Annotated in this window: 3 protein-coding genes; all 3 read left to right on the top strand. The window is 31.2% G+C overall.

What is annotated here, in order from left to right:
- A partial coding sequence (locus LS69_RS09970; RefSeq protein WP_238699307.1) for a hypothetical protein occupies nt 1-744 on the top strand: 744 nt, incomplete at its 5' end.
- Nucleotides 745-764: 20 nt separating this feature from the next.
- Entirely contained in the window at nt 765-1,364 is a 600-nt protein-coding gene (locus LS69_RS10970) for a hypothetical protein (protein ID WP_238699306.1), read from the top strand.
- Between the two features lie 151 nt (nt 1,365-1,515).
- A partial coding sequence (locus tag LS69_RS09960) for a hypothetical protein (RefSeq protein WP_138124663.1) occupies nt 1,516-1,818 on the top strand: 303 nt, incomplete at its 3' end.

Here is a 1,818-nt window from a genome sequence, read left to right as displayed (position 1 = left end):
ATGGTAAATGAACTCAACAGAATCCATATAGATGGAAAACCCATGTATGTGCATTATAAGCTAGATACGAGAACTAGGATAGAACATTTTTTTGCGCAATGTTATGTAGAAGTAGGGAGTAGCTTTAGGTTGGAGGAAGAGCTGAGATACACAACAGCAGAAAGGCTCAAACAAGTTTTTCCAAATAAATTTAAAGGTGATAATGCGAAAAAGGCTGATGAATTAATAGCATTGCAATCAGATAAGGCAAAAGTAATAGCAAACTATGTATATGGTGATAAAAATGGCAATCAAGGTGGAGATGATGGTTGGAATTTTAGAGGTAGAGGGATAATACAGCTTACGGGGAGGAATAATTACACCGCTTTTCAAAATTATTATAACAATAGCAACCCAAATGATAAAAAAGATTTCTTAAATAATGAGAATCATAGGAATGAAATAACTACTAATGGCAAATTTGCCTTACTTAGTGCTGTGTATTTCTGGAATGCAAGGACTTATCCTAGTCAAGGCGTTATTGCGACTTGGAGAGGAAAATACCTCTATCAAATAGCAGACGATAAAGATAATGGAAATATAATAACAAAAGAAAAAGACAATGATAGCAAACAAGAAATAGGACTTACACAAACTCAAAGGGTTATGAGTAAGCTTATAAATGGAGGTTATCATGGATTAACTGATAGAAGAGATGCTCACAACAGAATTAAAAATGCTGAACTGTTTAAAGGCTTTAAATAATCTCAAATAAAGGAGAGATAATGAAAAAAGTTTTATTGATATTAGTATGTAATATGTTGGTATTTAGTGCGCTATATGCTAATGATATACAGACCCTAAAGGATAGGGTGAAAGCAAAATATATCTCAACTCTTCCATACAATAAAGAGCATATTATCATAGAATCTTATAACATTAAAACAAGCAAAAAAGATTTCATTCTACTTATTTTGTCTAACTGGCAAGATGATGAGCTGGGTAGGGCTGTCGAACGATATAGCTGTGTTGATATTTTTGGTAATATTAAGACGCTACAAAGTTTTTGCTTCAGCAATAGTGTCGGCAAAGTTGAAAATAAAAAAGATTTTTTTACAATCACTTCTTTATGGCAAGATAGAATCGGTAATATTGCAAACACTTATCTTACTTTTAGACTTATCAATGGTAAATTTTACTTACATCAATATAGTAGAGAAGAAGGGTATGTTGATGATGCTAAGGATAAAGAGGTTATAGACAAAACTTACATCTACTATCGCCAAGCAAGAGACGATTCCAAAAAAGAAAATCTTATTCCTTTGGAATCTGTTAATGATGAGTTATTGCAAAAATTGGAATTGAAATATAATGCTAAATATTAAGGATTTTAACCAAAAAGATGATAAACTACTATCTTATAAAAAACCCATTTTACCAACCACATACAAAATAATTTTAAAACTTTTCTATTTGGGAAGAATTACAATATCAATATAGATAAAATAATGCAGTATATAGAAATAAGGATAAATAATGGCTTCTGATATTGTTCCGACTACTCAAGGGAATGCGTCTCTTTTGTCCTTAAAAACAAATGACTACTATCAAACTCCTTTGTCAGAGATGTATTATTACACCACAAAATGTTCTCATCTTGATGATGAGGAATTAAAAGAACACTTTTGCTCTGCGTTTATTCCCTTTATCCATAAGCTCCCAAAGGTTACAGATACTCTTAAACTCAAAGGCAACCTTAGAATCTCTTGGGCTTTTGATATAAATTATAATAAAAACATTGATTTAATCTTTTTTCCTGAAGAGAATCCCTATCTTAAT

It is taken from the genome of Helicobacter sp. MIT 05-5294 (assembly GCF_000765675.1).
Classification (GTDB): domain Bacteria; phylum Campylobacterota; class Campylobacteria; order Campylobacterales; family Helicobacteraceae; genus Helicobacter_D.
The sequence above is the reverse complement of the archived record's forward strand: the minus strand, read 5'-3'. Positions and strand labels throughout refer to the sequence as shown.

Excerpts from the sequence above, each read along its gene's own strand:
- LS69_RS10970 (WP_238699306.1), top strand. The coding sequence starts at position 765 with ATGAAAAAAGTTTTATTGATATTAGTATGTAATATGTTGGTATTTAGT.